Origin of the sequence: Vibrio sp. (assembly GCF_048266485.1) — a bacterium.
Taxonomy (GTDB): Bacteria; Pseudomonadota; Gammaproteobacteria; order Enterobacterales; family Vibrionaceae; genus Vibrio.
In genome coordinates this window covers 219597-244857 of sequence record NZ_JBLWZK010000003.1, presented here as the reverse complement: position 1 = coordinate 244857, position 25261 = coordinate 219597, and the positions used below count along the sequence as shown (strand labels likewise).

At 40.2% G+C, this 25261-nt stretch carries 26 protein-coding genes; 7 read left to right on the top strand and 19 right to left on the bottom strand.

Annotated features, from left to right (window positions below; all coding sequences use genetic code 11):
* Window positions 1-4: 4 nt before the first annotated feature.
* The gene (locus tag ACN0T8_RS07065; protein ID WP_417879932.1) at window positions 5-1102 is read right to left on the bottom strand and encodes a NapC/NirT family cytochrome c; all 1098 of its coding nucleotides are present in this window, start codon (window positions 1100-1102) and stop codon (window positions 5-7) included.
* Window positions 1103-1467: 365 nt separating this feature from the next.
* Between ACN0T8_RS07065 and yddG the strand changes: the two genes are divergently transcribed.
* The gene (yddG, locus tag ACN0T8_RS07060) at window positions 1468-2370 is read left to right on the top strand and encodes an aromatic amino acid DMT transporter YddG (RefSeq protein WP_417879931.1); all 903 of its coding nucleotides are present in this window, start codon (window positions 1468-1470) and stop codon (window positions 2368-2370) included.
* An 82-nt stretch (window positions 2371-2452) separates the two neighbouring features.
* On the opposite strand, the gene ACN0T8_RS07055 is transcribed toward yddG, so the two are convergent.
* The 14 genes from ACN0T8_RS07055 to puuE form a co-directional block, all read right to left on the bottom strand.
* Window positions 2453-4378, bottom strand: coding sequence for a BglG family transcription antiterminator (locus tag ACN0T8_RS07055; RefSeq protein WP_417879930.1), 1926 nt, complete (start codon window positions 4376-4378; stop codon window positions 2453-2455).
* 280 nt (window positions 4379-4658) lie between these two features.
* Window positions 4659-5399 carry a 2-dehydro-3-deoxy-phosphogluconate aldolase gene (dagF, locus tag ACN0T8_RS07050; protein ID WP_417879929.1) on the bottom strand — a complete coding sequence of 247 codons (741 nt, stop codon included), beginning with the start codon at window positions 5397-5399 and terminating at the stop codon, window positions 4659-4661.
* A gap of 38 nt (window positions 5400-5437) precedes the next feature.
* Window positions 5438-6547: a DgaE family pyridoxal phosphate-dependent ammonia lyase gene (locus tag ACN0T8_RS07045; RefSeq protein WP_417879928.1), complete on the bottom strand. Its 1110-nt coding sequence runs from the start codon at window positions 6545-6547 to the stop codon at window positions 5438-5440.
* Complete coding sequence (locus ACN0T8_RS07040) at window positions 6531-7664, bottom strand: amidohydrolase/deacetylase family metallohydrolase (RefSeq protein ID WP_417879927.1); 1134 nt, start codon at window positions 7662-7664, stop codon at window positions 6531-6533. The genes ACN0T8_RS07045 and ACN0T8_RS07040 overlap by 17 nt, the downstream gene beginning before the upstream one ends.
* Window positions 7665-7772: 108 nt before the next feature.
* Entirely contained in the window at window positions 7773-8420 is a 648-nt protein-coding gene (locus tag ACN0T8_RS07035) for a DUF4310 family protein (RefSeq protein WP_417879926.1), read from the bottom strand.
* A gap of 10 nt (window positions 8421-8430) precedes the next feature.
* A complete protein-coding gene (locus tag ACN0T8_RS07030) occupies window positions 8431-9195 on the bottom strand; it encodes a DUF4311 domain-containing protein (protein ID WP_417879925.1) in 765 nt (254 codons plus the stop codon).
* Between the two features lie 36 nt (window positions 9196-9231).
* Window positions 9232-9528 (bottom strand): DUF4312 family protein, encoded by a 297-nt coding sequence (locus ACN0T8_RS07025; protein WP_417879924.1) that lies wholly within the window; start codon window positions 9526-9528, stop codon window positions 9232-9234.
* Window positions 9529-9531: 3 nt separating this feature from the next.
* Entirely contained in the window at window positions 9532-9894 is a 363-nt protein-coding gene (locus ACN0T8_RS07020) for an SFCGS family glycine-rich protein (RefSeq protein ID WP_417879923.1), read from the bottom strand.
* A gap of 4 nt (window positions 9895-9898) precedes the next feature.
* Complete coding sequence (locus ACN0T8_RS07015; RefSeq protein WP_417879953.1) at window positions 9899-10240, bottom strand: transcriptional regulator; 342 nt, start codon at window positions 10238-10240, stop codon at window positions 9899-9901.
* Window positions 10241-10674: 434 nt separating this feature from the next.
* On the bottom strand, window positions 10675-10914 hold the full coding sequence (locus ACN0T8_RS07010) for a GlsB/YeaQ/YmgE family stress response membrane protein (protein ID WP_417879922.1): 240 nt from the start codon (window positions 10912-10914) through the stop codon (window positions 10675-10677).
* 421 nt (window positions 10915-11335) lie between these two features.
* Window positions 11336-12598 carry a urate hydroxylase PuuD gene (locus ACN0T8_RS07005; protein ID WP_417879921.1) on the bottom strand — a complete coding sequence of 421 codons (1263 nt, stop codon included), beginning with the start codon at window positions 12596-12598 and terminating at the stop codon, window positions 11336-11338.
* A 110-nt stretch (window positions 12599-12708) separates the two neighbouring features.
* Window positions 12709-13242: an ureidoglycolate lyase gene (locus tag ACN0T8_RS07000; protein ID WP_417879920.1), complete on the bottom strand. Its 534-nt coding sequence runs from the start codon at window positions 13240-13242 to the stop codon at window positions 12709-12711.
* Window positions 13243-13523: 281 nt separating this feature from the next.
* Window positions 13524-14039 carry a 2-oxo-4-hydroxy-4-carboxy-5-ureidoimidazoline decarboxylase gene (gene uraD, locus ACN0T8_RS06995; protein WP_417879919.1) on the bottom strand — a complete coding sequence of 172 codons (516 nt, stop codon included), beginning with the start codon at window positions 14037-14039 and terminating at the stop codon, window positions 13524-13526.
* Between the two features lie 45 nt (window positions 14040-14084).
* The gene (gene puuE / locus ACN0T8_RS06990; protein WP_417879918.1) at window positions 14085-15005 is read right to left on the bottom strand and encodes an allantoinase PuuE; all 921 of its coding nucleotides are present in this window, start codon (window positions 15003-15005) and stop codon (window positions 14085-14087) included.
* 480 nt (window positions 15006-15485) lie between these two features.
* Between puuE and uraH the strand changes: the two genes are divergently transcribed.
* The 6 genes from uraH (at window position 15486) to artM (ending at window position 21115) form a co-directional block, all read left to right on the top strand.
* A complete protein-coding gene (uraH, locus tag ACN0T8_RS06985; RefSeq protein ID WP_417879917.1) occupies window positions 15486-15839 on the top strand; it encodes a hydroxyisourate hydrolase in 354 nt (117 codons plus the stop codon).
* Window positions 15840-16070: 231 nt separating this feature from the next.
* Window positions 16071-17429 (top strand): NCS2 family permease, encoded by a 1359-nt coding sequence (locus ACN0T8_RS06980; protein ID WP_417879916.1) that lies wholly within the window; start codon window positions 16071-16073, stop codon window positions 17427-17429.
* 578 nt (window positions 17430-18007) lie between these two features.
* Window positions 18008-18736, top strand: a complete 729-nt coding sequence (artP, locus tag ACN0T8_RS06975) for an arginine ABC transporter ATP-binding protein ArtP (RefSeq protein ID WP_417879915.1) — start codon at window positions 18008-18010, stop codon at window positions 18734-18736.
* 60 nt (window positions 18737-18796) lie between these two features.
* Complete coding sequence (locus ACN0T8_RS06970) at window positions 18797-19531, top strand: arginine ABC transporter substrate-binding protein (protein ID WP_417879914.1); 735 nt, start codon at window positions 18797-18799, stop codon at window positions 19529-19531.
* A gap of 196 nt (window positions 19532-19727) precedes the next feature.
* A complete protein-coding gene (gene artQ / locus ACN0T8_RS06965) occupies window positions 19728-20444 on the top strand; it encodes an arginine ABC transporter permease ArtQ (protein WP_417879913.1) in 717 nt (238 codons plus the stop codon).
* Entirely contained in the window at window positions 20441-21115 is a 675-nt protein-coding gene (gene artM, locus ACN0T8_RS06960; RefSeq protein ID WP_417879912.1) for an arginine ABC transporter permease ArtM, read from the top strand. The genes artQ and artM overlap by 4 nt, the downstream gene beginning before the upstream one ends.
* 71 nt (window positions 21116-21186) lie before the next feature.
* On the opposite strand, the gene ACN0T8_RS06955 is transcribed toward artM, so the two are convergent.
* The 4 genes from ACN0T8_RS06955 to cysP form a co-directional block, all read right to left on the bottom strand.
* Complete coding sequence (locus ACN0T8_RS06955) at window positions 21187-22317, bottom strand: sulfate/molybdate ABC transporter ATP-binding protein (RefSeq protein ID WP_417879911.1); 1131 nt, start codon at window positions 22315-22317, stop codon at window positions 21187-21189.
* Window positions 22314-23198: a sulfate ABC transporter permease subunit CysW gene (gene cysW, locus ACN0T8_RS06950; protein WP_417879910.1), complete on the bottom strand. Its 885-nt coding sequence runs from the start codon at window positions 23196-23198 to the stop codon at window positions 22314-22316. The genes ACN0T8_RS06955 and cysW overlap by 4 nt, the downstream gene beginning before the upstream one ends.
* A 10-nt stretch (window positions 23199-23208) precedes the next feature.
* On the bottom strand, window positions 23209-24060 hold the full coding sequence (gene cysT / locus ACN0T8_RS06945; protein WP_417879909.1) for a sulfate/thiosulfate ABC transporter permease CysT: 852 nt from the start codon (window positions 24058-24060) through the stop codon (window positions 23209-23211).
* Between the two features lie 71 nt (window positions 24061-24131).
* Entirely contained in the window at window positions 24132-25133 is a 1002-nt protein-coding gene (cysP, locus tag ACN0T8_RS06940; RefSeq protein WP_417879908.1) for a thiosulfate ABC transporter substrate-binding protein CysP, read from the bottom strand.
* Window positions 25134-25261: the final 128 nt, after the last annotated feature.

Here is a 25261-nt window from a genome sequence, read left to right as displayed (position 1 = left end):
CTCCTTATTCTTGTTCTTTAACAACGTCTTTTGCGTTGTTTTGTAAAAATTTAGTTAGGATTTCTAGGTTAAGATCCGAGATATCCGTACGACTTCCCATGCTTTTCGCAACCGGGCCCCATGCATTCACAGTAAAGTGATTTGGTGGGATTTTCGCATGACAAGTAGAGCAATATGTACTATCTAGTTTTTCGCCGTATTCCCATAAAGGTTTATTTGAATCAATAACCGGTGCATTAATTTCACCCGTTAAGCTAGCAGTACGCCATTCGTTTCCATATTCATCAGTCGAAGACTCACCAAGTTCTAACGCTTTTTGACCTTCTTCTGTTAAAGACGCCAAAATTGAACGCTGTCCATTACCAAGGTAAATCACCGATTCCGCACCTTTCATTTGGTAACCAAATACGGTAACCGTACGCTTATCACCTTCTGTTTTGCTCACTTTTAATTCAACGGTAGGGTTAATCGTGGCTAATTCACCCATCTGAATAAAATCAAGTGGATAAACGGTTTCTGCATTACTTGGCGTTGATTTAGCAATGTCATATAAATGATTGAATGCAGATGTATCCAGTTTCATTTGTGGTGCGATATGAGCGACTCCTTTATGACAGTCAATGCAGGTTTGACCATCTTTTTGTGCAGCAATGTGCATTTCACGCGCACCTTTAGGTTGATCGTAAAGTTCCATGGCATTGAAGCTATGGCAACTACGACAAGTTGCAGAGTCATTCGCTTTTAATTGATCCCAAACCGTTTGCGCCATTTCTAAACGGTGTTCTTCGTATTTTTCATCAGTATCAATTTTGCCAGTGACAAACTCATGATAGATGTCTTTTGAGGCACGAATTTTAGTCCATAGATAATCGACAGTATTGTGGGTAGGAATATGACAATCGGCACATTCAGCTCTCACACCTTTACTATTACTGAAATGAACTGATCCTTGGTACTCATGAAGAGGTTTTTCCATAGTGTGGCATGAGACACAAAATTCAGTAGTTGAGGTGGCATGAAGCACCGCTTGAGTTCCCCCAAAAGTGATCCAGCCAATTACCACACCGATGATCACGATAATGGCAATAGATGTTTTTTTCATAATTATTTTCCTTATTTGCCCACAAGTTGGTTTCACAACGATGCGAATCTACCACTAAAGGATAGGTTCAGAAAGAAATATTTAGCAAATTTAATATTAAATTTTCTTAAAATGCTTCTTTATAAGTAACTGTTATTACGAAGATTAGCTTAATACCCATAAAATGGTTAAGTATTTAAAAAGTCAAACTATAAGTCTTCACTTTTCCCATTCAAAAAAATAAATTTTTTAACATCTAGCGATCATTTTTTACATCAATAACTGGACAATTTTACGCAGGTAATTTCAAGTAAGTTGTACATTGCCTCTCAGCCTTATTATTGATACTTTCAACCTTCATACATAATCGCTGACAAAGTATTACCATGCGCTTTCTAAACAAACATAAATACACGCTCTGCGGCGTACTCGCTATTCTACTGTGGAGCTCTCTTACCGCTTTAATTCGTGATATATCCGAATTATTTAGTCCAACCGCAGGCGCGGCGATGATCTATTCCGTGAGTACGATATTTCTGTTCGTAGTAATGGGCGTGCCACATCTTAAAAAATTTCCTAAACGGTATTTAATGGTAGGCGGGGTTTTATTTGTTACTTATGAAATTTGCTTAGCTCTATCACTCGGTTTAGCTGATAGCCGTCGACAATCTATGGAAATGGCGATAATCAACTACCTATGGCCCGCATTGACTATTCTACTCAGTGTGATTATTAGCAATAAGAAAGTGAATTTTTTGATCTATCCAAGTATTGCACTAGCCTTTGTGGGGGTGGCGTGGTGTATATCGGGCGATCAAACATTATCCATGAAACTTATCAGCCAGAATATTGCTGGTAATCCTATTCCATACCTACTCGCTTTTTCGGGTGCGATAATATGGGCGGTCTATTGCACCGTCACCAAGAAGATGAGTAATGGTCAAAACCCTATCTCACTATTCTTTATGGCAACAGCTATCTCCTTATGGATAAAATACGCCTTCAGCACAGAACTTAGCTTAACTTTTACTTGGGGAAGTAGTATTACGGTGTTAATCGCTGGGATAACCATAGGTTCAGGCTATGCTTTATGGAATCACGCCATTGTCGGCGGCAACATTATTTTGCTAGGAACGCTGTCTTATTTTATTCCTATCTTCGCGACGTTATTTTCTGCCGTGTACTTAGAAGTCAACCTCAGCCACTCATTTTGGCAAGGTGTTGCATTGGTCACTTTTGCTTCGCTAATGTGCTTTTTCATTACTCGAGAAAAGCGTGTAAAGCGATAGAAATATTAGCGGATATTAAAAAGGCTTAACTGGAGAGTTCGAGTTGCGGATAAGCAGTACAGGTCTTACCCGCAATGCATCACTACCACTCTTTTTTACAACTCAACCAACAACGTTTGGCAAAGTGAAGAAATGCTTCAAAGTTATTACAGTGGGTTAATGAGGAAATTGCTTTTGAATCCATAAAAGTGACAAACAATTCATATAGGCCCATCGCCTCTTCATAATCCTCTTGTTTTATTGCAAACAGAAAAATCAAGTTCGCTTTATGATTATTGCTCCACTTTATTCCTTTTTCAGAAAAGACAGTATAAACCTTAGTTTCATTGGCCATTAAACCAACCGAATGCGGAATCGCAATCATGTCACCCAACATGGTCGGTGTGATATTTTCTCGCTCTACCACGGAGTCATGAAATTCTTTCGGAACAATACCGTCTTGTTCAAGCTCATCACATAGCTGCTTTAACAACGCCTGTTGGGAAATTGGCTCGCTAATATGCTTGAAATAGCGATCATCAAAAAAACACTCTAAAATATAAGGTGGTGTTCTATACGTTTGAATATGCTTATTAATTTGATCGATTTGAAAAGGAGTAGGAACCGACGTTATAAACAATACTGGTTTATTTTTTTGTTCTAATTTTTCCGTTGAAATAACAATGTCGGCCTGTATATGTGGCAAACGTTGATATTCCTGAGAAGAATAAACGGCCATCATTGACAATTGTGGTAATTGCTTTTTAAGTTGAGATTCGATTAAACGCACAATTGATACCCCAGAGTTGCACACCAAAATAGCGGTAGGTGTATGTTCTACCTCTGCTGCATAATTTCGCTCAATTCCAACCCCTATATGCATCACCAAATATGCTAGTTCGCCATCAGGGATCCGATATGGCCCTCTCCACTGAGCGATAGCCGCTGCCGTCATATCATAAGCCATGGGATAGTAACGCTTGATATGATCAACCAGTGGATTAGGCAAGGTGATTTGATATTTAACACGCAACATCATGGTGGTTACATGACTAAGTAGATCTTGATGCAGCTTTCGATCTTGTCTTAAATCATAACAATAAGTATCACTGATAAATTTCAACAAATAACCGATAAATTGGTATGGCTCACTTGAGGGCTGTAAATATGAAGTGTTCGCGCCGATAACTCGTCGTGCAGCAATTTGAATACACAAATAATCCACTTCTTTTGCTAATGTCCTTTCAGACACATATTGAGAAAGAGCCTCTGCCAACTCTTTTCCCGCGAGAATAGCTTCAGCACTTATCTCAGGGAATTCAATATCATAGATAATATGGTCAAGTTTTATTCTATGTAGCGCGATTCCACAATACGCTTGTAAATGATGAAGCCCTTCATCGGTTAAATGAATATTATTCTTCTGAAGAATCGACAATATGGTGTCTTGCAACTGTGGTGTATTTATTTCCGGAAAAAAGTTATCACAAATGTTCGAAAAGACTGGATCGGTCGGTTCAATATTAAATAAAACATGTGCGATACAGGCGCGAATTGCCTGCTCATTCCCGTGCAGAGTTAGACCTTGGAATGCTTTACTTTCCACTTCCAAACCATACTGATGAAAAATATCACGAACTTCAGCCATATCAGCTTGTAAAGATGTTCGACTCACAAACCACTGATTGGCTAAATCATCAAGCTTGCACTCTTGTTCTTGCAATAGTAGGCACATGCTTAAATGTAGTATGCGTTCTTTTGCATTTCTCGGAGACTTACGCATCTGTTGATTTTGTTTTGACAGGTCTTCGTAACGTACAGCGTCAAAAATATCGAGCTGATAACCTTTATGTCTTTGATGAGTAATCTGAGCACCATAAGTAATCAAAATATCATTCAAAGCAGACACATCGGTCCGAATCGTTCGGGTTGAGATTTTGCAGCGATCGGCCAGTTCCTGTTGAGTTAAAACTGAGGCTTGAAGTGCCTCAAAAATTTGATTTAAGCGAGGGTAAGGAAATTGTATCATTTTAGACCCAACAAAATAGAAACAATACCCAAGCAATCTCAACATAGATTGGCTTGAGTATAATAGCGTACAGCCAATAAAAATGGCTTCAAAAGGGTGGAATAGCCTTTTCTACCATCAACCTTTTAATTATTTTGCATGATAAATTAAATTGTTGACCTTATAAACAACAAGGCTGGCTTCGCTCGCCAAACCTTGCTATTCCTATCGTTTTAAATAGATATTTACCGATGTGTATCTTAGTTTTCACATAAAATACACATCAATTACGGCATCAATCTTATCCTAGTAACCTTTTAACGATAGACAATAATGTGTGAACATCTTCTGGACGTGTATTACCCGTTTCTTTATCAATAATTGAACTATAAATATGTGGGATAATCTTTGTTACACCTGCATCAAGTGCGATTTGCATGATCTCTTCAAAGTTCTCAAGATCAATCCCGCCAGTTGGCTCTAACCAGAAGTCATTATCAGCACATACTTTCGCAATATGAGCAAATTCTTCACGGGTGTCTAGTCCTCCCATAGGGAAGAACTTAACTGAACTCCCCCCCATGTCTTTTAACATTGCCACAGCCGTATCAGCAGGAACGATACCATCGCATTTTTGTGAGCTTAATGGTCCAGTAGACACTTTTACCATTCCAACTGTTCCAGTTGGTGAAATTAAACCATTAATGATACTTTGATCCTGACCACATAACGCACGACTCGTTGCGACACCAGTAAAAACCTGGTTAATATGTTGTGGTTGTAGGTGCTGAGAAATTTGAGACACCATCATCGACTGGTTTGGATCACCGGCTCCTAGACCAACCGAAACCGCGTTGTTGATCACATCACTGTATTCTTTCATTGCTTTAACTGCGGTATCCACATCAGGATAGTTCTTAGATAAAACCCCAACAACCACATGGCCTTCTGCAGCTTCATAAATGTCTTTGGCATTTTCGACTGAACCCGCTAATACATTCAGGCACACACGATTTTTATAAAAATTGGCTTGTAAGCTCATACTACACTCTCTTAAAAAGATCTTATCAATTCATTATGTTAAGCATTAATAATGCTATTAATTTTGTTACTAACAAGTTCAAGATCAGACTTGGTCACACTACGTGCATCGATTTCTATCTTGCCTTCATTTGCTTTATATCCACGGCAATACACTGCTGGGCTAGTCGCAGTCAGCTTATTCACTATTATCGGTGTCGTCATATTCAAAGCGGTTTCATCAAAACTAATTTCTGTTCTTGCAATATCTCTACCAGCACTATCCCAAACCACCTTAGCATCGACGCCATTAAGCTTATTTAACTGCTCAATGAAGTCTTTCATTTTGTCGACCATTTGTTGGCCTGTTTCATGATTGCGGGTGTAATATTCGGCAACAGCCTGAGTTAATCCTAAAATACCCTCTTTTCCAACTTTCATCGCACGACCGATTCCCTGTGATTGCATTCGAACCCAGTCGATGTATTGTTGGCGTCCAACCACTAAACCACTTGTTGGTCCTTCAATCGCTTTGGCACCACTGTAAATAACTAGATCAGCCCCCATTTTATAGTAAGATTTCAAATCGCCTTCTGCGGCAGCATCAAGAATCAATGGCAATTGATGGGCACGAGCCACCTCAACCGCTTCTTCAATCGATAGCATGCTTTTTTGTACACAGTGATGCGACTTAACGTATAAAATCGCTGCGGTATTTGGGGTAATCGCTGCTGATAAGTGCGCTTTGGTACACTCATTGGCATAGCCCGCTTCTTTCACTTGTCCACCACCAAGCATAATCATGGTGCTAACGGGTGCGCCAAAGTTAACGTTATGTCCTTTAGGGATCACGATTTCATTCGGTACATCATGCTGATGCGCATGCAGGTTCTCTAAACGGTATTGATCGTCTTTCACAATCATGGCGGCAACCGATTGAGCGATACCAGCGGATGCACATGACACAACAACCGCTGCCTCTGTTTCTAATTGATCGGCAATAAATTCACCGGATTTAATTACCAAATCTTTCATTTCAAAGTATTGGTTTAGGCCAGCATTAACCGCTTCAGAGACGGATTCCGTTGGTGTCGAAACACCTAAAATTGTCATGCGACCGGAACAGTTAATGACTTGCTTAAGATTATATTTTTCATGAATTGAAGACATCTAATTTAGCTCCATCATTCGTTAATATTAATTGGCCTGAAATAACGGCGGCTAATGGCATAAATTTCATTTCACCTTGACGAGATTGCGACTCGGTATCCACCAGTTCTTCATTGCATTCAACCAAATCAAATATGGTGAGATCGCCATCTTTGCTCGGCTCTAATTTCCCTTTATTATCTAAACGCATCACCTGCGCAGCGTTAGTCGTCACACAGCCAATAATCCTTTCAGGAGAAAGACCAATGGCAAGAAATTTAGACATAATATGAGCCAAGCTGCGAACAGGTCCTAACTCTCTATTTTTGCAATAAATGTCTGAGCTAATGGTATCTGGATAGATTCCTTCGGCTATCGCTTTCTCAGCAACATCAAAGCTAAAACTTGCGCCACCATGACCAATATCGAGTTTTAAGCCTCGTTGTAATGCAGCTGCCACAGACGCTTTCACTTTGCCAGACTGGTCTAAAATTCGGTTTGGCTTGCCGTTATAACAATGAGTAATGACATCATTTCTCCCCAGAAGGTCGGCGACATCATCTAAATTTGGTGGGTTATTTCCAATATGAACCATCAAAGGTAGGTTCTTGTTTTCTTGCTGAATTTCTTTCGCTAAGTGCAGAGGCTTCATACCCGATTGCTCTACAACACTACCACTCATTCGCGCTTTCAAGCCTTTGATAAAATTCGGATGACGTTCAATCGCAGAAGACGCTAATGCTTTATCGATATCCGCTAAATTTGCTAATTCATTTTGACGTAATAAGCCAATCCGAGAAATATTTAATAAGCTGTAAACATTGGTTTTTTGTTGTGTAGAAAGTTGATAAAAGTCATCGACATCATTGGCACCAACACTGCCAGCATCAATCACCGTCGTCACACCTTGAGCCACTCCGACTAAGTCGGGTTCATCATGATAAATCGGTGATTTGGGATAACAATGTGTGTGTAAATCAATCCAGCCGGCACTGATATAATATTTCCCTTTAAGGTCAATACATTGTTTAGCACTACCTTGAATTTCCCCTACTTCCACAATGCTTCCATTGCTAATGGCAATATCAACTAACTCATCGTTAATTAACTTTGCCGCCTTAATTAGAAGATCATACATAAAATGGCCTGATTCGTTGATGAAAGTAAAATACTGGCTCCCTACCTAAAAGGAGATCGAAATCGATAAGGAGCCAGTGAAAACATCGTTAGGTTTGATTGGCGATGACTAGAGAGCGATTGGATAGATAGACCCTAAGATCATTGCCCCAAGAATCGCACCACCCGTAATTGGTTTCTGCCATTGATAGAAAATTAATGCACCAACTAGTGAGCCAATACCAATAGGAATCGATGCACCAATGGCAGACAAGATAATCAAAGGCCCAAGAAAACGACCAGATGAGTTACCCGCACCCATCATGACATCAGCACCATAGGTAGAGTTACTTTGATTAATGGTATATTTACGCGCCAGAATGATGATGTAGCCAATCGCAACACCAAGCGCAAAACCTGTCGCTAATGCCGCAATAAAGTTTTCAAGCGGAAACATAATGCCTGCGCCAAGTAATAGAGCTGGAACACCAAGACCAATACCGGTTTGAATCGCGCCACCAATATCTAAAATACCGACTAAAGAACCTTCGATGATACGAGCAAATAAGAAACTCGCACCAAAGGCTGCAACTGCACCGTATACACCAGTATCCATACCAGCACGTAACATTGAAACGAAAGCGACTTCATTAAATGCACCGATACCATATAGGTAATACATATGCGTACCAGCAAAAACACCAGAAGAAAGTAGTCCGACAAAGAATGGGAATGACCAGTCAGCGTACCAAAAGTTATTTTTTTGTTGTTCGTCCATCATTCAACCCTTACTTGCTATGAATCATGTGTAGCCATTCAGGCACATTAACTCGGAAAGACTCTAGAACTTCGATATCAAATCCACGGAAGAAGGCGCTTAATGCGAACAGTGCGATAACTGCAGCTAGCATAATTTTCGTCACTTTATTCCAGCCACTATCTTCTACACCTTTACCAATCAAAATACCGAGAACCAGACCTGGTACCGCATTACCCATGATAAGTTGTGCTAGTCCACCAAAAATCGTGCCCCAAAAACCAGATTTACGACCCGCTTCAATCGCCGCTAGCCAAAAAATAACTGGCATCGCCACGTTAACTAACAAGTTCGCAGCAGGAACGAGTACTTTCACAGCTGTAATTTGCAATGTTTCTGGTACTGCTGATGCCGTAGAGTTAAGGAAAGCAACCACAAGCATGCCGATGATGCCGCAGGCAATCCCCATTTTTTTAGGATCATGTAAGGTTTCCGTCACATTGCGGTTTTTCACCATCAAAGCTGCGGCCCCCCAGTTTGGAATGATTCGGTGATCAACATCTTGCGTAAAAGAACCAGCAGCAACAGAAGAAGCCCAAGCGTTGAAAAAGAACCCCAAACCAAATGAGAAATGCGAAGCAGGATCACCTTCACATGAATTTAGCTCACCTAAAGTACGAAAAGCCCCCATTCCTTGTACTGTTGGAGCGTGGAACATACGTGCCGCTCCTACCCCAACACCAACACCAACAAACGCACCGATAATGAGGGACTTAATTAATATAATTAAGAACATATTATTTCCTTTTATTTCACCCTAATAGATCAAACATTATTTTGGAGAAAACTCGACATCATCAAGATCAAACAAAGTAATATCTACGGTCACATCCAAAGTTAAGAAATACGTGGTTTTTACTCTTGGTAAGAATAAAAACATAAACTTTTCCGTCACTTCGTTATACGTAGATTGAATAATTTCTATATCGATTGGTTCAATCCGTAAAATAATCTTTTTACTGTCTTTTAAGATTGTTTTTTGAATTTTACTTAAGGCATGACTCATAGCGTCATTTTTGGTTTTACCGCTACCTTGAACCCTTACTGTGCTTGTTCTAGATTCTTTCATAATTTAGCCGTTAGTTTTTTTAAGGTATGCTTCAATTAATTTCTGACCTAATTCTTCTTTGTCCATGAAGCCAAAACCCAGTACGTTATAACCTTCATTAATTGCCGTTACGCCTTCTTCAATAGAACGCATACCATAACGTGCTTTATAGCCATATTTTGTTTGTGCTGTAATAGCACCTGCTCCACCACTACCACAGAAAGAAATACCAAGATCAGCGTCTTGCTCTTTCATTACATCGCCTAGTTTCATATCGGCTGCAACACCTGTGATTACCGTTACTTCTGCACCAGCAGCTTCTGCACCTAGACCTACTTTTTGTCCTTTACCTAAACGATCACCAATTACTAATTTAACTGTAGTCATAATCTTATGCTCCTAATTCACTTGTTAATTCGTTTTCTTTTGCTACTTCAAAGTGGACAGATAATAAGTAAGTTTCTTCAAAGGCAATATTATCGACCCAAGAAACTAACTCTTTTGCTAATTGATGAGAAACATCTGAAATATCTTCAAACATTTCAACTTCTACTTCAGGAAGAGGCTCTCCAGTGTAAGAACGAATAACCATTGCTTTTAAATGAGAAAATAACATTTGCTTTTGAACTGCATCAGGAAATATTTTATTTTCTCTTAATAAGTTAATCGCACGTTCAAATAATGCATCGAATTCAGGCTTTAATTGAGCCTCATCGATATTTGAATCTTTCACTTCCACAGGAATCTCCAAAACAGGTTTATATTTAAGTTGGAACCATCATAAGTAATCAATAAAAAAGGAGGAGAGAAGTATTTTCCAGTTATAAGTGGAAAAAACGGAGGCGCTCAACAAACATAATGAAATAAATCTTTATAAACATATAGTTAACTATTAAAAGATTAACTTTCTACTTAATTTACAACTCCAATTCCAACATTTTGTTTTGTGAAGTCATTCACAGTTACTTAGGAACTATTGATTTTTGGTGAGTAAATTTCATTCAATACAACATAGTGTTAAGCAAGACCAACGGCACAACAAAAGAGAATGTAAGAGGGTAACGGGAAGTCATATAAAACAATTAAAGCGCAAGCATTAAAGATTGGAAGATATAACCCCAACCTTCAATACTCACGCTTTTAATAAATTAATAGTTTTTAACTACTTTAAGACTTAATAAGTCGAGAAATATAAAGCAATATCACCGCTCCGACCGTTGCTGTAACAAGTGATCCGATTAATCCTCCTGATGATAGCCCCAACAAACTAAAAGTGAAGCCGCCGATCACCGACCCCACAATACCAATGACGATATTACCAATTGCGCCAAAGCCGGAACCTTTCATTATCTGACCAGCCAACCACCCTGCTATCGCACCGATAATTAAAAACATAATAATATTCATAACTACTCCTGTTTCTTGGGTATAAATAAATGTGCTTGTTTAATAACAAGCCTAGTTGATAATCATAAAAAAGAGAATTTTTAAGGTGTTGTCATCAATATTGTATAGAAAAAGAAGTAGTGAAAAATTCGTATCGGTCAATTAGCTCGTGGGCATATTCGTCATATCAACCAAATACTTCCTGTGGAATAGATCTTGAGTCCATCATCACGCTCTATCCCTTTAATGTTATTAATACCTATTGAGAATAGATGACGTTTAATGGCTTATCTAATGTATTACAGATATAAAAAAAGCACCCGAGGGAGGTGCCAAATAAGTACAACAACTGAATAAAAAAGGTTCATTACCAAAGGAATTGAAGAGGAGATGAGGCAACTAACACCGTCAAACTACCACTTCAATTACTTGGGTATAGATATTAAATTTTCGCGCCATCGCTTACCCAGTCAACCACTAATGCGCGTTCTTCATCGGTCATCTTGGTTAAATTACCAAGTGGCATAACACGTGTTTGAACTTGTGATTGAATACGTGGCGCATTAGTTTGAATCTCTTCCGGCGTATCAAGTACTACTCCTGCAGGTGCCGTCGCAAACATATTGCTGGTTGGCGTTGCTGAGTGACATTCTACACAACGTGTTTCTATCACATGCTGAACTTGAGTAAACACGGAAGCTTCTGCTACTTCTGTACCCGCTTCATGTGCACTGGCAGTTTCTGCTGCGCTATCAGTCGTAGTTGCAGATTCTTGTTTAGCAACTGGCACACTAGGTTCAGATAGGCTAGGCATCTTGTTTGACGTCACAAACGCAAGGCTAATCATACCTAATACCGCAACCGGTACCGCCCATGCAAACTTCTGTCCACCATGACGAGTGTTAAAATAGTGACGAACTAGGATACTGAACACTGCTAAACATGCCAAAATTAACCAGTTATATTCCGAGCCATATGTGCTTGGAAAGTGGTTACTGATCATAATGAACAACACAGGCAATGTTAGGTAGTTATTGTGACGAGAGCGCAATAAACCTTTGGCTGGCAGTGCAGGATCGGGCTCTGTACCATCTTCAATCGCTTTCACTAAGTTGCGCTGTGCTGGCATGATCACGAAGAATACGTTACCCACCATGATAGTACCAATAATCGCACCAACATGGATGTAAGCACCACGGCCACTAAACACTTGGCTTAAACCATAAGCTGCTCCAACAAGACAGGCAAATAGCACCACCCCTAATAACAGTGGTTTTTTACCCAATGGTGAATCGCACAACAAGGTATAAATTATCCATCCACCCACTAGCGAAGCGATACCAATACCAATTGCCGCTCCGACACTTAACCCCGAACCCGGAGCAATTAGGTAAATATTGGCATTAAGGTAGTAGACTACGCCTAATAGCAACACACCGGTGATCCAAGTGAAGTAGGCTTCCCACTTAAACCAATGTAGGTTTTCTGGCATTTGAGGTGGTGCTAATTTGTACTTCTCTAAGTGATAAATACCACCACCGTGAATCGCCCATAAGTCACCAGATAATCCCGTTTTCGGATTAACACGGTTTAAGTTATTTTCTAACCATACAAAGTAAAATGATGCCCCAATCCACGCGATACCAACGATCATGTGGACCCAGCGAATTGTAAGATTGAGCCATTCCGTAATATGCGGATCCATAATTTTCTCCTTAAACTGTTCCTTGTCTAGAGCACACGTAACCGGGATATGGTGAACCGGTATGCTCTTCAATAGACGGCTAAATAATCAACAATCTGTTCGTACTTCGGTTAATTCACACTTGGTAAATGATCCAATGACAAGATGATTTTGGTTGATTGTTCAAAGTACACTTCATCACAGTTATTGCCTTCACCAGCACGGTCAACAATTAAGAATTGATCATCTGGTTGAAGTGCAAGTACTGGATGGTGCCAAACCCCTTTGTGATAATTCACACCTTGACGTCCATTGGTTAAAAATGCTCTCAATGCTTGTGGTTGCAAATCTTCGCCCTTCTCTGCCACCACAATTAAATATGGATGACCAAGAAGCGGAATAAATGCTTGAGAGCCCAAAGGATGACGTTCCATCATTTGGATATTCAATGGATACGTTAAAGGGGTTGCCTGAAAAATACTGATGATGGGTTCACCACCGTTATCTGCCACATCCACATCCGCCATACGGTGATAGCGTCTTGTTGAGCCGTTATTGATCATAAAGTAATCGCTGACTTCTTTATCAATCACATCACCAAAAGGTTGAAATGCCTCTTTGGTTAATGGTTCAACTTTCAGTGAAATTGCGGTGCCTACAGTCATGATATCCCTTCCGTTATTTTATGCTCTATTGAGCCCTATTGTATTAACCTCAATACTATCCCCTTCATACTTGAAGCTGCAGTTTTGTTGACGGCGTTCATTCACCCCAATCATTTAGACAAGCTAAACTCATGGGGCTTCATTCACTTGTCGCCTCACTGTAACTCCAATTATTTTGGGTACATATTCCCATAATGGAAGTTTGTAGCCTTGAGTTTGGGCACAGACAGTCCTCATTCCCTTTTATGATTTACATGTCTTCCGCTGTATATATTTGTTTGTTACATGTCTTGAAGTCGAAACGAAGCGATCTTATTGATCTGCGCAATCGCGGTTGCAAATTCCGTTTCTTTATCGTTGTGAATTCTCTCAGCAAACGATGCCAAGATTTGGTGACGGTTAGCCCCCTTTACCGCCATGATAAAAGGGAATTCAAAACGAGCTTTGTATCGCTCATTAAAATCGGTAAATTGTTCAAATTCTTCTGACGTACATTGACTAATTCCAGCCCCTGCTTGTTCTGAAGTCGATGCAGCGGTTAGCTCACCATTAACCGCAGCTTTGCCAGCTAAATCTGGGTGAGCGTTAATCAACTCTAATTGTTCTTGTGGGTCAGCATCCAGCATAGTTTGTGCCATCGCCGCATGCAGCTTTTCAATCTGATCAAAAGAAGAATCCAAACCTTTATCAAAAGTACGCTCAGCAACCCAAGGACTGTGTTCATAAATATCAGCAAAGGTTTCAACAAATTCTGCTTTGGTCATTTTGCTTGGTTGGCAAGTTTTAAATTGAGTCACGGTTCCTTCCTTCTTTACTTAATATTTGAAACTGGCTTGAGATGATCACTTAACAAGATCAGGATGCGGATGACATTCATGCCAGTGTTTAGCGATATCTAAACGACGACATACCCACACTTTTTCATGTTGCTGCACATATTCCATAAAACGTTTTAAACCTTGAATACGGCCTGGGCGCCCAATCAAACGACAATGCAAACCAACAGACATCATTTTTGGTGTTTCAGCGCCCTCTTCATACAAAGTATCAAACGCATCCTTTAAGTATTGAAAGAATTGTTCACCCGTATGGAAACCTTGGTTGGTAGCAAAACGCATATCATTTACATCAAGCGTATAAGGGATCACTAATTGAGGTTTAGGGCCTTCAGTATGCCAATAAGGAAGGTCATCATCATAAGCATCAGAGTCATATAAGAAGCCCCCTTCTTCGGCCACCAGCTTACGAGTGTTCACGCCATTACGGCCGGTGTACCAACCATACGGACGCTCACCTGTGATCTCCGTAATCACATTGATTGCTTTTTGCATATGTTCGCGTTCAGTATCAATGTCAATCTTGTGATAATCCAACCATCGGTAACCGTGACTGCAAATTTCATGCCCAGCATTCGCCATTTCTTTAATGACTTCAGGGTGACGCTCGGCTGCCATACCGACAACAAAAGCGGTCAGTGGGTAGTTAAATTGTTCAAATAACTTCAGAATACGCCACACACCTGCGCGACTACCGTATTCGTAAATAGACTCCATACTAATATGACGAGCATTAGGAAAAGGCTGTGCACCAATGATTTCAGAAAGAAATGCTTCTGACTCATCATCACCATGCAAAGTACAGCGCTCGCCGCCTTCTTCATAGTTCAGCACAAATGAAACCGCTACTCGAGCCTCGTTCGGCCACTGAGCATCAGGCAGATCTTTTCCATACCCGATTAAATTGCGTAGATACTCACTACCCATGAACCTCTCCTTTGTCGTGTCATCCTTGAATACTGAATTCATCTGAATTAAGTTCGTACACATTAAAAGTATACAACCTAAACCAGTAATCATCCCCGAATATTTGTTTTATTTATTGTATACAATTATCAAAACATGGCAAATATTTTTATTCACAACTTGTTAACCTACGCACTATTTGAAGTGAAAAACCAAATTAAATTGACTTAAAAGTCAGGAATATTAATTTTTTTTATTGAATGATGAAAACTATTAAATTAAAACTTTTACATTTAAAATCATAAAATTATAAATAAACCACCAAATTCTCATCCCCTTCAACACATGATCCAGTGCCAATTTTTTGAGCTATCACCTTTACGGAACACAATGTTGTGTACATAATCAATCTAAAGTGATCACATTTTTATAACAAACCTTTTTTGATTCACTCAACATTACTAAACCATTTATTTTAACAATCAATAAGCAGAGCTAATTATGGGAAAATTGACAACACATGTTTTAGATACGGCGAATGGATTACCGGGCTGCGATATTCAGGTTGAACTCTTTCGTATCACTGAACAAGGCGCACAAAAAATCAAAACCGTCACCACTAACTTTGATGGACGAACCGATTCGCCACTATTAGAAGGTGTCGATTTTGAAGTGGGTAAGTACGAACTTATTTTCCACACCGCAAGCTACTTTAAACAAAAAGGCGTGACGCTGGATGAAGTGCCGTTTCTAGATGATATTTCGATCCGCTTTGGTATTAACGATCAAGACAGTCACTACCATGTGCCACTACTTTGCTCGCCTTACAGTTTCTCAACCTATCGTGGCAGCTAGTTTTCATCGCCAACATAAATTCAGCGTTGTGCCAGCCTGCTGTCGGCACTTCGCATAACCCTAAACTTAACTATCAATGCATGGAGATCAGGATGTCCTCCGGGCCTACGGTCTATTGACCTTTGTCACGCCTAAAAAACGTATTGAGCTTTCTATCTAAGTCGCAAATGAATAAGTCGTTGTGACAAGTAGATGCAAAACCACAAGGACCACCCTACAAGGAAAAGTACCGTGGAAAATTCAAACAGTGAAACCTTAACCGAAAACCAAACCGAGCAATCCAACCAAAACTCAGGGCTACTCGAACGTTGGTTTAAACTCAAACAACATGGCACTACCGTCAAATCTGAAATCATTGGTGGCTTAACCACTTTTGCTACTATGGCTTATATCATCTTCGTCAACCCATCGATTATGGCGACGTCCGGTATGGATGCTGGCGCACTATTTGTGGCCACTTGTGTCGGAGCGGCAATAGGTACCCTGCTAATGGCATTTTATGCTAACTGGCCTGTTGGGCTGGCACCGGGTATGGGATTGAATGCATTTTTCGCCTTTACTGTTGTTGGCGAAATGGGTTATAGCTGGCAAGTCGCATTAGGCGCTGTCTTTATCTCAAGCGTACTATTTGTCGCAATGAGTTACAGCAGCTTACGTGAGTGGATTTTAGACAGCATTCCGCACAGCCTACGTTATGCCATGACAGCAGGTGTTGGATTATTCCTTGGTTTGATAGGATTGAAAACGGCCGGCATAGTAGTCGAAAGTCCAGCGACCTTAGTCTCACTCGGTGACTTCACACAACCAAGCGCGGTATTAGCCGCATTATGCTTTTTGATCATTAGCGTACTGAGCGAACGCAAAATATTCGGCGCGGTATTAATTGGTATTTTCAGTGTCACCATGATCGGTTTTTTCATGGGTATCGTTGAATATAACGGTATTTTTGATACTCCACCTAGCCTAGCACCTACCTTCATGGCAATGGATATTTCAGGGGCATTAGAGATTTCGATGATCAGCGTGATCTTAGCTTTCTTGTTCGTCAATATGTTTGATACCGCAGGCACCTTAATGGGCGTGGCTCAACGTGCTAACCTGATTGATGAAGATACCGGGAAAATTAAAGATCTTCGTAAGGCATTAAAAGCCGACAGTATAGCGAGCGTTGCGGGGTCTTGTGTCGGTTGTCCACCTGTGACTAGCTATGTAGAAAGTGCTGCTGGCGTTGAAGCAGGCGCTCGAACAGGCCTATCTTCTGTCGTCGTTGGTTTGCTATTTATTGCCGCTATCTTTGTATCACCGCTGGCTGGTATGATCCCAGGATACGCGACAGCAGGCGCACTGATTTATGTAGCGTTTGTCATGATGAGCAGTATGCAACACATTAAATGGAACGACTTCACTGATGCCGCTCCTGCAGCCATCACCGCATTAATGATGCCGCTGACGTTCTCAATTGCCAACGGTATTGCACTAGGCTTTATTACCTACACAGTTTTAAAGGTCGCAACGGGTAAACAAAAAGACGTCTCAATTTGCATGTACGTATTAACGGCAGTCTTTGTCGCTAAATTAGTCTTTATGTGAAAGACTGTACTCCATTTAAAGTAAATTCAAAACCAGTAGTGTGGAAACATACTGCTGGTTTTTTATTCTTAGTGTCTTTGTGCGATATTTTTGTGCACCGAAACCCCAAAACCAACTTCCCTTCTATAAACGTCACAGACCAATTAGACAGAAGCTGCATTCAAGGAGAAAAACTTGTTTTTCAAACACGGTAAATCTATAGGCGATTTTTGTCTTTGATGTAGAACTCGCATAATGCGAATGATTGAGCCTTAACTTTAATAATGTTTGCGATTCAATTAATCTTATCCCAAATACTCAAACCTGAATATGAGATCTCTACTCCGCTTTTTGGGTTTGTTTTTCTACATTATTGATAACTCACTCACCAATTTGAAGTGCTGTGAAAGACTCCTCATTCATAATAATATACATTAACTTCCCATTAACATATTCAGGCAAGAAATCAGTCGTGTGCTACTGGTTAGATATTGTTCAGACAATTATTCTCATAGAATGATTTAATATACATTTTTCTTGCATAAAACCATACAATCATTAGTATATTTACCTAGTGACAATAAATGCAGAATGGAAGCATGACTATTCAAATTAACGCTATTAATAAGTTTTACGGTTCAAACCAAGTTTTACACAATGTAAGCTTTGAGTGTGAAGCCGGTGACACCTTAGTTTTACTTGGCCCAAGCGGCGCAGGAAAAAGCTCATTACTACGTGTTTTAAACCTATTAGAGATGCCTGACAATGGTACGCTTTCTATTGCCAATGAGTCGTTTGATTTTTCTACTAAAATTTCAGAAAAACAAGGCATGGCACTGCGCAAAAAGGTCGGCATGGTTTTTCAACAATACAACTTATGGCCTCACATGAGTGTTCTAGATAATTTGATTGAAGCACCTATAAAAGTTGCCGGCATAAATAAGGCTGAAGCAAAAAAAGAAGCGATGGAGATCTTAACCAAGCTTCAACTCGCCGATAAAGCAGATGCTTGGCCCTTACAGTTATCAGGTGGTCAGCAGCAGCGTGTGGCAATTGCTCGTGCATTAATGATGAAACCTGACGTACTACTTTTTGATGAACCAACTGCAGCGCTTGACCCTGAAATCACCTCACAAGTTGTCGATATTATTAAAGAATTAAGCAAAACTGGCATCACGCAAATTATCGTGACTCACGAAGTTGATTTTGCTAAAAAAGTCGCCAGTCATTTGTTGTATTTAGAAAAAGGCTATGTGGTTGAGCATGGTGATAAGAGTCACTTTACCAACCCACAATCCCAAGCGTTTGCCGATTACTTAAGACACTAAAACCTAACAATAAAAACATTCTATTAGTAAAAAAATCACAGATATAAATGGAGTTATACAATGAAAAAAATTCTACTTGCTAGCTTAATTGGCCTTACTTCTACTCACGCGATGGCGCAAGACGAAATCAAATTTGCCACTGAAGCCACTTATGCCCCGTTTGAATACATAGATGACAACAACCAAATTCAAGGCTTTGATATCGACCTTGCCAAAGCATTATGTGCAGAAATTGAAGCTAAGTGTACTTTCCAAAATCAAGCGTTTGATAGCTTGATCCCAGCACTTAAATTCAAGCGCTATGATGCAGCCATTTCAGCGATGGATATTACTGAAGCACGTCTAAAACAAGTCAGCTTCACCAATGCTTACTATGATAACGCCGCCGCTTTTGTTTCAGTTAAAGGTAAAATCGTAGACCAAGCGGGATTAAAAGGTAAACGTATTGGCGTTCAAAATGGTTCAACTCACCAAAGCTACCTAGTCGATCAAATGCCAGGCGTAACGGCCGTTCCTTACGCAAGCTATCAAGATGCATTTATTGATATGCAAAATGGCCGTATCGATAGTGTATTTGGAGATACCGCAGTAGTCGCAGAATGGTTCAAAAAAGAAGATGACCTAGCCTACGTAGGCGAACCAGTTACCAACAAACAATACTTCGGTAATGGCTTTGGTATTGCGGTAAACAAAGACAATCAAGAATTGGTAGATCAACTAAATGCAGCACTAGAAAAAGTGAAACAAAATGGTGAATACAAAGCGATTTTTGATAAATACTTTGCTAGCAAATAAAATACCAACGCCAACAAATAACTGATCATCCTAGCTAGTTAAAAAACTTGCTAACTACGTTATAAAATTTGTATGTAGGACCACTACGAACAGAAATTTTATGCCTTGTTATCAAGCTTTTTCTCTGCGCTAATTTAGACCACTTATTTATTGGAATTGGTATAGGCAATCTTGAAGTCTAAAGAATAGTGAATAAGTGATGTTCTCAGGTTACTCTCTAGCATTAATTGACGCGAGCTGGCTGACAATTCAGTTAGCCTTTACCAGCCTTGCTGTGGGCTTGGTGCTTTCTATGATCTTTGCAGGTGGCGAAATGTCGCGCTTGAAATTGATCTCTTGGCCAACCACGGCTTTGGTGACGGTAATTCGAGGGTTACCTGAGCTTCTTGTTGTCTTGTTCATTTTCTTTGGTTCAGGACAAATCTTATTCTACATTACTGGCGAATATATCGAGATCAGCCCCTTTCTTTCTGGGGTGATCGCCTTATCACTTATCTTTGCTTCTTATGCAGCCCAAACCTTACGTGGTGCGCTTAAAGCGGTACCGAAAGGTCAAGCCGAAGCGGCGACTGCTTTAGGTTTATCTAAACCTCGTGTTTTTATTCGCATTGTTCTACCACAAGCAGTACGTCATGCCCTGCCCGGTTTAACTAACCAATGGCTAGTGCTATTAAAAGATACCGCCTTGGTTTCTCTGATTGGCGTGACGGATCTATTAAAACAAGCCCAACTCACTTCAGCCGCTACCCACCAAAGCTTTACTTGGTATGCAACAGCGGCCGCAGTTTATCTTGTCATTACTCTAATCACTCAACGTGTTATTGCTATTCTCAATAAAAAATATCAATTACAAGATGCCAATATGGTTTCCAGTAAACCTAAGAAAAAACAGCCACTAGGAGCACAATCATGAACGAACAACATGTTTGGCAGCTACTTGATGGCCTGCAAACCAGTATCGAATTAACGGCCGTTGCGCTATTGGTCGGCTGTACTTTGTCACTACTGATGACTATGACTTTAATCGTACGCTTACCTGTCATTCATTTGTTCAGCCGAGCTTTGATTACCCTATTTACTGGCACACCACTACTAGTACAAATATTCTTAATCTATTATGGCCCGGGCCAGTTTCAGTGGATTCGTGATAGCTTTATGTGGAACTGGTTAAGTCAACCTTGGTTTTGCGCGATGTTAGCGTTAGCGTTGAACACTGCAGCTTACAGCACCCAACTATTTAAAGGCGCATTTGATGCAATTCCATCAGGGCAATGGCAAGCCTGCCGCGCACTAGGTATGAATACCAAAACCACACTAGGTGTATTAGTACCCTATGCAATTCGTCGTGCTATTCCGGCTTATTCAAATGAAGTGATTCTTGTATTTAAAGGCACATCCCTAGCCAGCACCATCACCATTATGGATTTAATGGGCTACGCACAACGCATTAACGCTCAAACCTACGATACCTTGACAGTATTTGGTATTGCTGGTGCATTCTATTTAATCATCAATGGCATCTTGTCACTAATATTCCGTAAAGTAGAACAGAAAGTATTGGCGTTTGAGTCACAGAGTCATTAAAAGGTTTCAATAGAAAGAATAAAAAAGCGAGCTAAAAATAAGCTCGCTTTTTGTTATTTGGTCAAAAGTATTTAGATATCAAACATCAGGTTACCCGGGGCTAGGAATGGCCAACGCAATATCGTAGGCTCACCTTTTGTATCATTAGCAAAAAAGTAGCCGACTTGTGGGGTCGCATAAACTTCATCTCCACGACTAAATGAGTGCTCATTCAATGCTTGATGTGTCAATTTCGCCTCCCATAACTCATTTGAACCCCAACCTATTGGCGATAACTCTACACGAACCTCTGCCCCTACTGGGTTAATCGCGACGACTTTACATGGTAATGATGCCTGGCTATTAGGTTTATCCGAGATACTGACTTCATGACTTCGAATATACAGTGCACCGTCTTTTTGCGTTTTTTCCTCCATAGCGGGAAGGATAAAAGCATCTCCATCTTGCCAATATTTGTTATTCCAATTAGCTTTAAATTGGTTAACATTACCAAAAAAATCAAAGACAAAACGGCTATTTGGGTGAGCATAAAGCTCTACTGGCGAATCCACCTGCTCTATTTTACCATTACTCATTACCACTACTCGGTCGGAAAGCTCTAAAGCTTCATCTTGATCGTGCGTCACAAATACACTAGTAAAACCCAGCTCATCATGTAAATTGCGTAACCAGCGGCGTAAACCTTTACGCACTTGTGCATCCAATGCCCCAAAAGGCTCATCCAGTAATAACACTTCAGGTTTGGTGGCTAATGCTCGCGCCAAAGCGATACGTTGCTTCTGCCCACCCGAAAGTTGCTCAGGATAGCGACCAGCTAAATGCCCAAGTTGCACAATGTCTAATAATTGCTTCACTCGTTTATTAATTTCAGCAACGTTAGGTCGAACAGAACGGTCCATGACTTGCAAACCAAAAGCCACATTATCTGCAACAGTCATATGACGAAATAACGCATAATTTTGGAACACGAATCCTACACGGCGATCACGCACATGAATGTTGGTCACATCTTTATCACCAAAGTGAATCGAGCCTGTGTTGGCATTTTCTAATCCAGCAATAATACGAAGTAACGTGGTTTTACCCGAACCTGAAGGCCCCAACAACCCTATCATTTCACCATTTTCAATATCTAGCGAGAGCGGTGAAAGTGCCTCAAATTTACCAAATTTCTTGGAAATATTATTTAAACGAATACTCATAATTCACCTTGTTGCTGCTGTTGAGACTGCTGACTATTAATATGATTTCGTTCTTGTCGCCACTCAACGATGGCTTTAAAAATCAGAGTTAATAATGCGATAAACGCCAATAACGATGCACTGGCAAAAGCCGCTTCTGATTGGTAATCTTCATATAGCAATTGAACATGTAGTGGTAAGGTGTTGGTTTCTCCACGGATATTGCCTGATACCACCGCTACTGCGCCAAATTCACCAACCGCACGTGCATTGGTCAAAATAACACCGTAAATCAAAGCCCATTTGATATTCGGTAGTGTTACGCGACGGAATAATTGCCACCAAGAAGCCCCTAAAATCACAGCTGCTTCTTCATCTGATTGCCCTTGTTGCTGCATCAATGGAATCAACTCTCGTGCCACAAATGGGCAAGTCACAAATACCGTCACCAATAAGATTCCCGGCCAAGCAAACATAATTTGTAAATCATGTTCATATAACCACTCACCCAGCCAACCACTGCTTCCATATAGCAACAAATATAAAAGGCCTGCTACAACTGGCGATACCGCAAACGGTATATCAATTAAAGTGATTAAAAACTTACGACCAATAAAATCAAATCGAGTCACCGACCAAGCTAGCATTACGCCAAATACCAAATTAATTGGCACGGTCAGTAATGCCACAATCAAAGTTAAGCCAATAGCGTGAAGCGTATCAGGCTCATTCAAGTTATTAAAATAGGTGGAAATTCCACTTGCAAAAGCTTGTTGAAAAATACTGATCAGTGGAATAACCAAAAGAATGGCGACGAAAAAAAGCGCAAGAGAAATTAAACTCCATTTGACTAAAGGGTTTTCACCAATGCGTGAAGACCTAATATGTAAAGATTTGGACATCGTATCCCCCTTACTTACCGTGAATACGGCGTAAATAAGCGCCTTGCCATAGATTTATCAGCAATAACAATGACAATGAAGTGAGAAGAACAACCGAAGCAATAGCACTAGCCGCTGGGAAGTCAAATTCCTGTAAGCGAACAAATATCATTAATGATGTGATTTCACTCACATATGGCATATTGCCGGCGATAAAAATTACCGCTCCGAATTCACCTAAACTACGTGTAAATGACAAAGCAATGCCAACTATCAAGGCTGGACGAATAGAAGGCATAATGACTTTCCAGAATACGGCCCAGTCAGATGCCCCAAGTGTCACCCCTGCTTCTTCTTCCTCTTGAGATATTTCTTCTAAGACGGGCTGAACAGTACGGACTACAAACGGAATACTCGTAAAAGCCATGGCGATGATAATACCTAAAGGGGTATACGCGACTTTAATACCGACATTTTCTAAAAGGCTTCCGATCCATCCATTACTTGAGTATAAGGTTGCTAAAGTTATCCCCGCCACTGCGGTGGGTAGTGCAAAGGGTAAATCGACTAAAGCATCTAAAATACGCTTACCAGGAAACTGATAGCGAACTAAAACCCAAGCGAGTAATAAACCTAAGACACCATTAAACAGCGAAGCAATAAATGCGGATCCAACCGTGACTTTATAACTGGCTACCACGCGAGGATCAGCAATAACATACCAATATTCACTAAGAGACATCCCTTTTGTTTGCATCACTAATCCCGTTGCTGGGAGTAGAAGAATTAAACTTACAAAAAGAAGTGATATGCCCAAACTAATGGCAAAGCCGGGTAGTACTCGTTGCTGTGTTGGACGAGAAAGTGCGTGAGATCCGCTCATAAACCCTCAAAAAATCTATCAAAATGAATGGTTACCCCAATGAGAGGCAACCATATTCTAAGAAATACAGATTAACGACGTTGCAATTGATCGAGTTTCGCACCATTACCAAACTGTGTTTTCATTGCATTTTCCCAACCACCTGCAATTTCTTCTACTGTAAGTAGTTCAACGTCAGGGAATCGATCAGCAAATTCAGCTTTGACTTTTTCATCATGAACACGATAGTTAAAGCCAGCAAGCATACGCTGTGCTTCTTCACTGTATAAGTAAGAAAGGTACTCTGTCGCCACTTCTGTCGTACCATTGCGTTTTGCATTTCGCTCAACAACAGCAACGGGGAATTCCGCTAGAATTGACGTTTTTGGTACCACGACTTCATAATTATCTTCACCATATTGTTTACGAATATTGTTCACTTCTGATTCAAACGTGATAAGTACATCGCCAATTTGACGTTCAACAAATGATGTGGTTGCCCCGCGGCCGCCAGTATCAAATACCGCAACGTTAGCTAGCATTTGCTTTAAGAATTCATCTTGTTTAGCTTCATTGTCTTTACCAAATGATTTCTGTGCATAACCCAGTGCTGCTAGATAAGTATAACGAGCATTACCTGAAGTCTTAGGGTTCGGAAATACTGAAGACACACCTTCACGCACTAAGTCGCCCCAACCTTGAATATTTTTAGGGTTACCTTTTCGAACTAAAAATGCTGTGGTTGAATAATATGGAGAGCTCGCGTTAGGCAATTTACTTTGCCAATCTGCAGGGATCAATTTACCTTTATCGTGTAATACCTTAACATCAGTAACCTGGTTAAAGGTCACCACATCGGCCGATAAGCCTTGCAAAATAGAACGAGCTTGAGCAGAAGAACCACCATGAGATTGTTTGATTTCAATGGTCTTTCCTGTTTTTTCTTGCCAATGTTTAGCAAAAATCGGGTTATAGGTTGCAAACAATTCACGAGCAATATCGTAAGAAGAGTTCAAAATAGTTTGGTCTTCTGCTGACGCGTTAAACGAACTTGCAATTAACAAGGCAGCAAACACTGACTTTATTTTTTTCATTATATTTATACTCCTAATTCACTTTACAAGGTGACATCCTTTGAACCTAGAGTATGTTTATCAAGCTTGAATAACAAAGGTTATAAATAGAACTTTTTGGAATATTATCAAACCATAAATTGTTTGCC

What these genes read in the sequence shown, in the direction of transcription:
- ACN0T8_RS07065 (WP_417879932.1), bottom strand. Translation starts at nt 1,102, where the DNA reads ATGAAAAAAACATCTATTGCCATTATCGTGATCATCGGTGTGGTAATT.
- yddG (WP_417879931.1), top strand. Translation starts at nt 1,468, where the DNA reads ATGCGCTTTCTAAACAAACATAAATACACGCTCTGCGGCGTACTCGCT.
- ACN0T8_RS07055 (WP_417879930.1), bottom strand. Translation starts at nt 4,378, where the DNA reads ATGATACAATTTCCTTACCCTCGCTTAAATCAAATTTTTGAGGCACTT.
- dagF (WP_417879929.1), bottom strand. Translation starts at nt 5,399, where the DNA reads ATGAGCTTACAAGCCAATTTTTATAAAAATCGTGTGTGCCTGAATGTA.
- ACN0T8_RS07045 (WP_417879928.1), bottom strand. Translation starts at nt 6,547, where the DNA reads ATGTCTTCAATTCATGAAAAATATAATCTTAAGCAAGTCATTAACTGT.
- ACN0T8_RS07040 (WP_417879927.1), bottom strand. Translation starts at nt 7,664, where the DNA reads ATGTATGATCTTCTAATTAAGGCGGCAAAGTTAATTAACGATGAGTTA.
- ACN0T8_RS07035 (WP_417879926.1), bottom strand. Translation starts at nt 8,420, where the DNA reads ATGGACGAACAACAAAAAAATAACTTTTGGTACGCTGACTGGTCATTC.
- ACN0T8_RS07030 (WP_417879925.1), bottom strand. Translation starts at nt 9,195, where the DNA reads ATGTTCTTAATTATATTAATTAAGTCCCTCATTATCGGTGCGTTTGTT.
- ACN0T8_RS07025 (WP_417879924.1), bottom strand. Translation starts at nt 9,528, where the DNA reads ATGAAAGAATCTAGAACAAGCACAGTAAGGGTTCAAGGTAGCGGTAAA.
- ACN0T8_RS07020 (WP_417879923.1), bottom strand. Translation starts at nt 9,894, where the DNA reads ATGACTACAGTTAAATTAGTAATTGGTGATCGTTTAGGTAAAGGACAA.
- ACN0T8_RS07010 (WP_417879922.1), bottom strand. Translation starts at nt 10,914, where the DNA reads ATGAATATTATTATGTTTTTAATTATCGGTGCGATAGCAGGGTGGTTG.
- ACN0T8_RS07005 (WP_417879921.1), bottom strand. Translation starts at nt 12,598, where the DNA reads ATGGATCCGCATATTACGGAATGGCTCAATCTTACAATTCGCTGGGTC.
- ACN0T8_RS07000 (WP_417879920.1), bottom strand. Translation starts at nt 13,242, where the DNA reads ATGACTGTAGGCACCGCAATTTCACTGAAAGTTGAACCATTAACCAAA.
- puuE (WP_417879918.1), bottom strand. Translation starts at nt 15,005, where the DNA reads ATGGGTAGTGAGTATCTACGCAATTTAATCGGGTATGGAAAAGATCTG.
- uraH (WP_417879917.1), top strand. Translation starts at nt 15,486, where the DNA reads ATGGGAAAATTGACAACACATGTTTTAGATACGGCGAATGGATTACCG.
- artP (WP_417879915.1), top strand. Translation starts at nt 18,008, where the DNA reads ATGACTATTCAAATTAACGCTATTAATAAGTTTTACGGTTCAAACCAA.
- ACN0T8_RS06970 (WP_417879914.1), top strand. Translation starts at nt 18,797, where the DNA reads ATGAAAAAAATTCTACTTGCTAGCTTAATTGGCCTTACTTCTACTCAC.
- artM (WP_417879912.1), top strand. Translation starts at nt 20,441, where the DNA reads ATGAACGAACAACATGTTTGGCAGCTACTTGATGGCCTGCAAACCAGT.
- ACN0T8_RS06955 (WP_417879911.1), bottom strand. Translation starts at nt 22,317, where the DNA reads ATGAGTATTCGTTTAAATAATATTTCCAAGAAATTTGGTAAATTTGAG.
- cysW (WP_417879910.1), bottom strand. Translation starts at nt 23,198, where the DNA reads ATGTCCAAATCTTTACATATTAGGTCTTCACGCATTGGTGAAAACCCT.
- cysT (WP_417879909.1), bottom strand. Translation starts at nt 24,060, where the DNA reads ATGAGCGGATCTCACGCACTTTCTCGTCCAACACAGCAACGAGTACTA.
- cysP (WP_417879908.1), bottom strand. Translation starts at nt 25,133, where the DNA reads ATGAAAAAAATAAAGTCAGTGTTTGCTGCCTTGTTAATTGCAAGTTCG.